Below are 6645 nucleotides of genomic sequence, written 5' to 3'. Positions count from 1 at the left end.
CGTAGCCCGTGCCAGGCAGCGCGGTGTTTTTTTCGCGGGCAAGCCCGCTCCTACAACCAGGTGGCGTGAAGGCTGAGAAGAGGCAAGATGCCATCATCCTGACTACACTCCTTTGACCGCAGCCGCGATGCCTGGCCTTCGGCCTGCAAAGGAGTGCCCGTGGTTTCCTCTTCCGCTGCGCGCCAACGCGGCGCGATCGGCCTGATGGCCGTGATCACCCTCGGTATGGCCCTGCTGTTCCTGTTGCTGGCAATCGACAGTGGGCGGCTCTACCTCGAACAACGCAAGCTGCAGCGCATCGCCGACATGGCTGCGCTGGAAGCCGCCGGGCAGTTCGCCGTGTGCATCGGCACCGGCCCACAGGCCAATGCCATCGCCCGCAATGCCGCCACCCGCAACGGGCACGCCCCCGGCAACCCGCTGCAGGCCAGTTGCGGCTACGTGCAGACCGGCGCCAACAGCCTGCGCAGCTTTACCCGTGACGACAACCGCAACGAAGCGATCCGGGTCGATGTCAGCAACACCGTCACCACCAGCGTCGCGGCGGGGGTGTATGCCCTGGTCCAGGGCAACGGCGTGCCGCTGACCACAACCTTGCAGGCCCACGCTGTCGCCTCCGCGCCACTGCCGCCGCAGGCGATGCTTAGCATCCGCACCACCCTGGCCACGGTCGATTCGCGCCAGTCGGTACTGCTCAACGCCCTGCTCGGCGCCCTCGGTGGTGGTGTGCAGTTGGACCTCGCCGGCTGGAAAGGCATCGCCGCCACCGACATCAAGTTGCTCAGCTATCTCGATCAACTGGCAGTCGATCTCAACCTCACGGTCGGCGACTACAAGCAGTTGCTCAACGCCAACGCCACCGCCACCCAACTGCTGCAGGCGGCGGTCAAGGTGTTGCAACAAAGCGGTGCGGCGCTGGAGGTGGTGACCAACCTGGGCAAGGTCGCCCTGGGGGCCGGCAACGGCACGCTGGTGCGCCTGGGCGATATCCTCGACATCCAGAACGGCACCGCCCAGGCTGGCCTGGATGCCAGCATCCAGTTGCTGCAACTGGTGCAAGGGGTGATCCAGCTGGCCGCCAGCGAAAGCGCCGCCAACGTCGACCTGCCGCTCAACGTGCTCGGCCTGGTCAACGGACGAGTTCGCCTGAAGGTCATCGAGCCGCAGCAGATCTCCTCGGTCGGCGACCCGCGTACCGACGAACTGCGTGTGCACACTGCCCAGGTGCGGGCGATGATCTCCCTCGACCTGCCCTTGCTCGATGGCATCTTCGGCCTGGTCAACGCCGTGCTCGACCTCGCCGCGCCGCTGACCAACGTGATCAACAACCTGCTCAGCCTGAACCTCGCCGCCACCGTGCAATCGGTGCTCTGCCTGCTCGGCGTGCCCTGTACGGTCAGCGATATCGTCCTGGTGCCCGGCAAGCTGCACCTGGACATCGGCCTGGAAGTCGCCGAAGCCAGCACCCGCCTCAATCCTGCAGCCCCCGATACCTTCAGTTGCTCACCCAAGCGCCTGACCACCCGCAACCAGAGCTCGGCGGTCAAGATCGCGGTAGGCCAGTTCGCCTCACCGGATGAGTTCTTCACCAACGGCACCACTGCGGTGAAGGCGTTGCCCCTGATCGACATCGGCACCAAGCGCTGCACCCGGCTGTTGATCCTGCCGCTCGGACAGTGCGAGGAGCGCATCCCCTTCGTCGGCGGCGGCATCGGCCTGCGGGTGGACAGCAAGGTGCTGGGCAGCGGTGCCCAGGAGCGCGCGCTGACCTTCCAGGCCCCCGACAGCGTACCGCCGAACATCGGTCTCAAACCTGCCTTTCTACCCATGAGAAGCGCCAACGACAACGTGGTCGGCAGCCTCAGCGACACCCTGCAGGGCATTCAGTTGGAGGCCTACCGGCCGACCGCCAACAACAGCGGCCTGGGCCAGGTGCTGGTGCTCGTGGGTGGGGTGCTCGATGGCGTCAAGGCGATACTCGAGCCGCTGATCAAAGGTCTGCTCAGCCCGCTGCTCGACCCCTTGCTGAACGTGCTGCTGAAAGTGCTGGGCATCGACCTGGTCAACGCCGAAGTCGGCGCCAACCTCAGTTGCTCGACAGGCCGCGCTCAACTGGCACTGTAGAGCGGCAGCAGTATGCAGAAGCACGCGCCGTCCGGGCCGTTGAGTACCTCGAGGCTGCCGCCCATGGCCTCGACGATGCCATGGCTCACCGACAGCCCCAGCCCCGTGCCGACACCCGCGGGCTTGGTGGTGAAGAACGGCTCGAAGATGCGCCCGAGCAGGCGCGGATCGATGCCACCCGCGTTGTCCTCGACCTGCAGGCAGACGCGACCCTCGACCCGCTGCTGGCTGACCCGGATGGCCGGTGCCAGGGGTTGGCGTTCGAGCAACGCGTCGCGGGCATTGATCGTCAGGTTGATCAACACCTGCTCGAGCTGGTCCTGATGCCCCAGTACCGTCAACGCCGACTCGGGCGCCACGATATGCAAGGCCACACCCTTGCCCCGAAGCCCCTCGGCCAGCAACGCGGCCGCACCTTCCACCGCGTCCCAGGCCACGAATGCCTGACGCTCCGGTTCAGAGCGACGGCCATAAACGCGCATGTGCTCCACCAGCCGCGCCGCCCGCTCTACCTGGGCCTCGATGCGGTGCAGCTTGTCGGTCAGGTAATCGGTATCCGCCGCGCCGTTCTCCAGACGCTTCAAGGTATTGGCCACGGCCATGCGCATCACGTTCAGCGGCTGATTGATCTCATGCACCAGCCCGGTCGCCAGCTCACCGAGCGTCGCCATCTTCGCGCCCTGCAACAACTGGCGCTGGCTGCGTCGCACCTCGGTGTTGTCACGCCCGACCGCCTGGATTTCCAGAAGCCGCCCCTGCGCGTCGAACAGGCCGCGGTCAGCCCACACCCACCAGGCGTTTTCCCGCCCCGGCAGTTGCAGGCAGATCTCCGCGCTGCTCAAGGGCTGCTCCGGGGTCAGCGTTGCCAGGCGCTGCTGGAACGCACTGCGTTGCGCGTCGGACATCCACTGGCCAAGGTTCATGCCGGCAAGCTGCTCCGGCGCACACTCCAGGTGGTCAGCCAGCGGACGGTTACCGAACAGGAGTTCGAGATCGGGACGATAGCGGCAGATCATCGCCGGCGAATCCTCCACCAGCACTCGATAACGCTCCTCGCTGTGGCGCACGCGCTCAGCAGCCTCGGTCGCCTCACTGACGTCCAGCCACAGCCCGACCACCTCCACGGGCTGGCCGAGGTCGTCGCGCAGCAGACGGGCTTCATCGAGTACCCAGTGATAGCCACCCGACTGGTCGCGCAGGCGGTAGCGGCAGCGCGCCTGGCCATCGCGCAGCAGTGTGCGCGTGCGCTCCAGCCACAGGCTGCGGTCGTCAGGGTGCACTGCCAGCCCCGGCTGACGAGCCTGTTCGCTGTCGCTGTGCCAGCCCAGCATCGGGGCCAGGCTGGCGCTGAAGAACTCGCTGTGCAGCGCACCCTCGGCATAGCGCTGGATATAGATCACGGCCGGCGAGCTGGCGATCAGGTTCTCCAGCCGTGCACGGGCGGCGCCAGCCTGCAGTTCCTGAGCCTTGAGCGCACTGATGTCGAGCAGAAAGCCGCGGACCTGGCGCCCCTGCATTTGCCCCACCCAGTGCAGCCAACGCGGACTGATCTGCGGGGCGTGCTCGTGCAGGCGCAGGCTGAGGCTCAGGGCACGGCCTTCACGCAGTTGCTCGAGCGCCAGCTGCGCGGCCTCGCGATCCGCCGGGTGCACTCGCGCCAGCCATTGCTCGACGGTGATTTCACGCGGCAGGTCGAAACTGGCCGCCAACGCTGGGTCCAACTGCAGCGGCCCCTGCAGTGGCCACTCCCACCAACCGGCGCCCAACTGCCGCTGCAGCGCCTCGAGATGCTGGTCGCTGCGCTGCAACTGGCGCTGTCGAAGGCGCGCCAGCAACGGGTCCAGCAACGCCTGCAAGAGCCGCTCTCCCGGCTCGTGCACAGGCGGCGACCCGCTCGCCACGCACAGCAGACAGGCCTGGATGTCCGGCCCCAGCCGATAGGGCAGCAGCGACACCGGCAAGCCGCCGCACAAGACCTGCAATTCGTAACGCTCGCACGCATCGAGCTCGCCCCGTAGCGCATACTTTTCAAGCCACGGCCGCAGTTGCCCGTCATCGGCCCAGGGCCAGTCGTCGCCACTGTCGGCATGGCTGCGCCAGACGCCGGCCTCCAGCAGCATCAGCCGCACCGAATCGGCCTGCCAGTACTCGACCAGGCGCTGCAACTGCTCGCCGGTCACCTGCGCCAGGCGCTCCTCGCCGCAGTCGCGTACCGCTCGGCCGATGTCGCCAGCCAGGCGCTGCAGGCTCAAGCGCTGCCCCTCGTGGTCGTGCGCGCGCACCAGGTCGCCGATATCGAACAACTGCAGCAGCCAGCCCTCGGCCTGACGTTGCAGCCAGCCACGGGTGTGCAGTGCCTGCCCGTGCACGGTACGAAAATCCAGATCCAGCGGCTGTCCCTGCCAATCGGCGGGATCACCTTCGAGCACCAGCCAGCTATGGTGCTGCAGGTAATCCTGCACCCGTCTGGCATGCTGGGGCGGCATGGCCAACAGGGTACGCAGCGGGCCAGACAAGCGCAGCACCTCACCCTGCTCGTCGAGCCACACCTGAAGACCGACCGCCAACGGCGCCTCGGCCACCGATGTCTGGCCACCCAACCAGCGATCGAAAACGCCGCTCACAGTTGCAGGCTCGCTTGGGCCTGCAAGCGCTGGGGCAGCCGCGGCACTTCGCCGATCAACGGCAGCACCAGCACCGGCATGACATTGGTCAGTTTGTTTTTCGGGTAGTCGATGGTCACGGTCAGCAGGTTGCCGGGAGCCAGTACGATCCGTGCATCGGTGGCGGGCTGAAAGTCCAGCGCAGCGGGCATCCAGCTCAGTTGCTGGGCGATCACCTGGCGTGCCAGGTTCTGGACATCGTTGGCATAGGTGGCGCTGTTCGGGTCCAGCGCCACGCAGCGCCGCACCGCCTCGCTGCTGGCCTGGTTGAACGACTGCAGCATGAGCATCGGCAGGCTGTAGCTGACCAATCCGTAGAACACCGCGAAAAAGATCATGAAGACTGCGACAAACTCGATGGCTGCCGCGCCTTTTTGCCGTACTGCCAAGCTTGCTCGCATGTTCACGTCTACCCTGACTAGAAGTCCTGAGTGACAGCATAGAACCCGTTCAACGAATAGGGATGGCCAATTGCCAATGCAAAGCATTGTTCTCCTGATGTGGCTTGCCTTGTGCACCGAACAAGATGTCCGTGAACGGCAGATCTCCAACACCCTGACCCTGGGTGTCGCCGCCTGCGCCCTGGCCTGGCTGTTCGCCACCGGGCACAGCTGGATAGGTGCCGATGCCAGCGATGCGGGCTGGGCCTTGGCCATCGTTATGCTGCTGACCCTTCCCGGCTACATGCTCGGCCGCTTCGGCGCCGGCGATGTGAAACTGCTCGGCGCCCTGGCCCTGGCCACCAGCCACCAGTACGTGCTCGGCACCTTCATCGGCGCAGGCGTGACAGTGCTGGTGTGGATGCTTGGCCGACGCCGCCTGTGGACCCTGGCCAACCCCAAGGTTAAGAAGCGCCTGCAGCGCCTGGCCGAGCAGGTGGGCGACAAACAACCGTTCGCACCCTACGTGCTGGCCGGGTTTCTCCTGACCGCCGTCTGGATCCAATGAATGACCAGTGGGTCGAATCCGCGTGTATAGACCTTGTACATAATTTCAAAGTGCGACTACTTTTCTTAAGGGCCAGGCTGTCTGGCCAACGGAGCGGGGCCCGTACCAACAGGGAGTTGAACGTGAACAAGTCTGCTAGTGAGGTGAAAGTACTGGTTGTGGACGATCAGCCGTTGATCGTCGAAGAGCTTTGCGAATATCTCGAAAGCGCGGGCTACCACTGTGTGCCGGCGCACTCCACGGCGCAGGCCATCGAGCGCTACGGCGCGGACGAGTCCATTGGCCTGGTGCTGTGCGACCTGCACATGCCCGAACAGGACGGCATCGCGTTGATGCGCGCGCTGAAGGACATCGCCGGGCAGCAACGGCTGTTCGAGGCGATCATGCTGACCGGCCGCGCTGACAAGCAGGATGTCATTCGCGCGCTGCGCGAAGGGTTTTCCGATTACTACCAGAAGCCCATGGACCTGGCAGAGCTGCTCGAAGGCCTGCGCCGCCAGGAAGCAGCGCTGATGGAGCGGCGCCGCAACTTCCGCGAGCTGGGTAGCCTGAACCAGCGCCTGCAGGAGCTGGCCGAATCCATCGACGACCTCTACCACGACCTGGAAAAGGCCCGTGGCCAGGGTGCCCATCGCCGGGCCGGTGACGGGGAAGAACTCGAGAACGAACTGCCACCGGTGTTCGAAAAGCTCTCGCCGCGCCAACTCGAAGTGGCCAAGCTGGTCAGCAAGGGCAAGACCAACTACCAGATTGCCTGTGAGCTGGGGATCACCGAGAACACGGTAAAACTCTATGTGTCGCAGGTGCTGCGCCTGACACACATGCACAACCGCACCCAGTTGGCCCTGGCTCTGACGCCGCGCGCCTCGCCTGTGCATCAGCGGTTCACTACCCACTAGGTGCAGGAGCG

The 6645-nt window shown here is 65.5% G+C and carries 5 protein-coding genes; 3 read left to right on the top strand and 2 right to left on the bottom strand.

Going from position 1 to position 6645, the window contains the following annotated elements; genetic code table 11:
- Window positions 1–159: 159 nt before the first annotated feature.
- On the top strand, window positions 160–2124 hold the full coding sequence (locus IAE40_RS09985; RefSeq protein WP_325167272.1) for a pilus assembly protein TadG-related protein: 1965 nt from the start codon (window positions 160–162) through the stop codon (window positions 2122–2124).
- Here the strand turns inward: IAE40_RS09985 and IAE40_RS09980 are convergent.
- Window positions 2109–4748, bottom strand: coding sequence for a PAS domain-containing sensor histidine kinase (locus IAE40_RS09980; RefSeq protein WP_200603109.1), 2640 nt, complete (start codon window positions 4746–4748; stop codon window positions 2109–2111). The genes IAE40_RS09985 and IAE40_RS09980 overlap by 16 nt on opposite strands.
- A complete protein-coding gene (locus IAE40_RS09975) occupies window positions 4745–5188 on the bottom strand; it encodes a TadE/TadG family type IV pilus assembly protein (RefSeq protein WP_200603108.1) in 444 nt (147 codons plus the stop codon). Before IAE40_RS09975 ends, IAE40_RS09980 begins: the two co-directional genes overlap by 4 nt.
- Window positions 5189–5264: 76 nt before the next feature.
- Between IAE40_RS09975 and IAE40_RS09970 the strand changes: the two genes are divergently transcribed.
- Both IAE40_RS09970 and IAE40_RS09965 read left to right on the top strand, forming a co-directional pair.
- Window positions 5265–5735 (top strand): A24 family peptidase, encoded by a 471-nt coding sequence (locus IAE40_RS09970; RefSeq protein ID WP_054895204.1) that lies wholly within the window; start codon window positions 5265–5267, stop codon window positions 5733–5735.
- 122 nt (window positions 5736–5857) lie between these two features.
- Complete coding sequence (locus tag IAE40_RS09965) at window positions 5858–6634, top strand: response regulator transcription factor (protein WP_153774065.1); 777 nt, start codon at window positions 5858–5860, stop codon at window positions 6632–6634.
- Window positions 6635–6645: the final 11 nt, after the last annotated feature.

Source organism: Pseudomonas sp. S44 (genome assembly GCF_016624805.1).
In the GTDB taxonomy this organism is placed as follows: Bacteria; Pseudomonadota; Gammaproteobacteria; order Pseudomonadales; family Pseudomonadaceae; genus Aquipseudomonas; species Aquipseudomonas machongensis.
The sequence above is the reverse complement of the archived record's forward strand: the minus strand, read 5'-3'. Positions and strand labels throughout refer to the sequence as shown.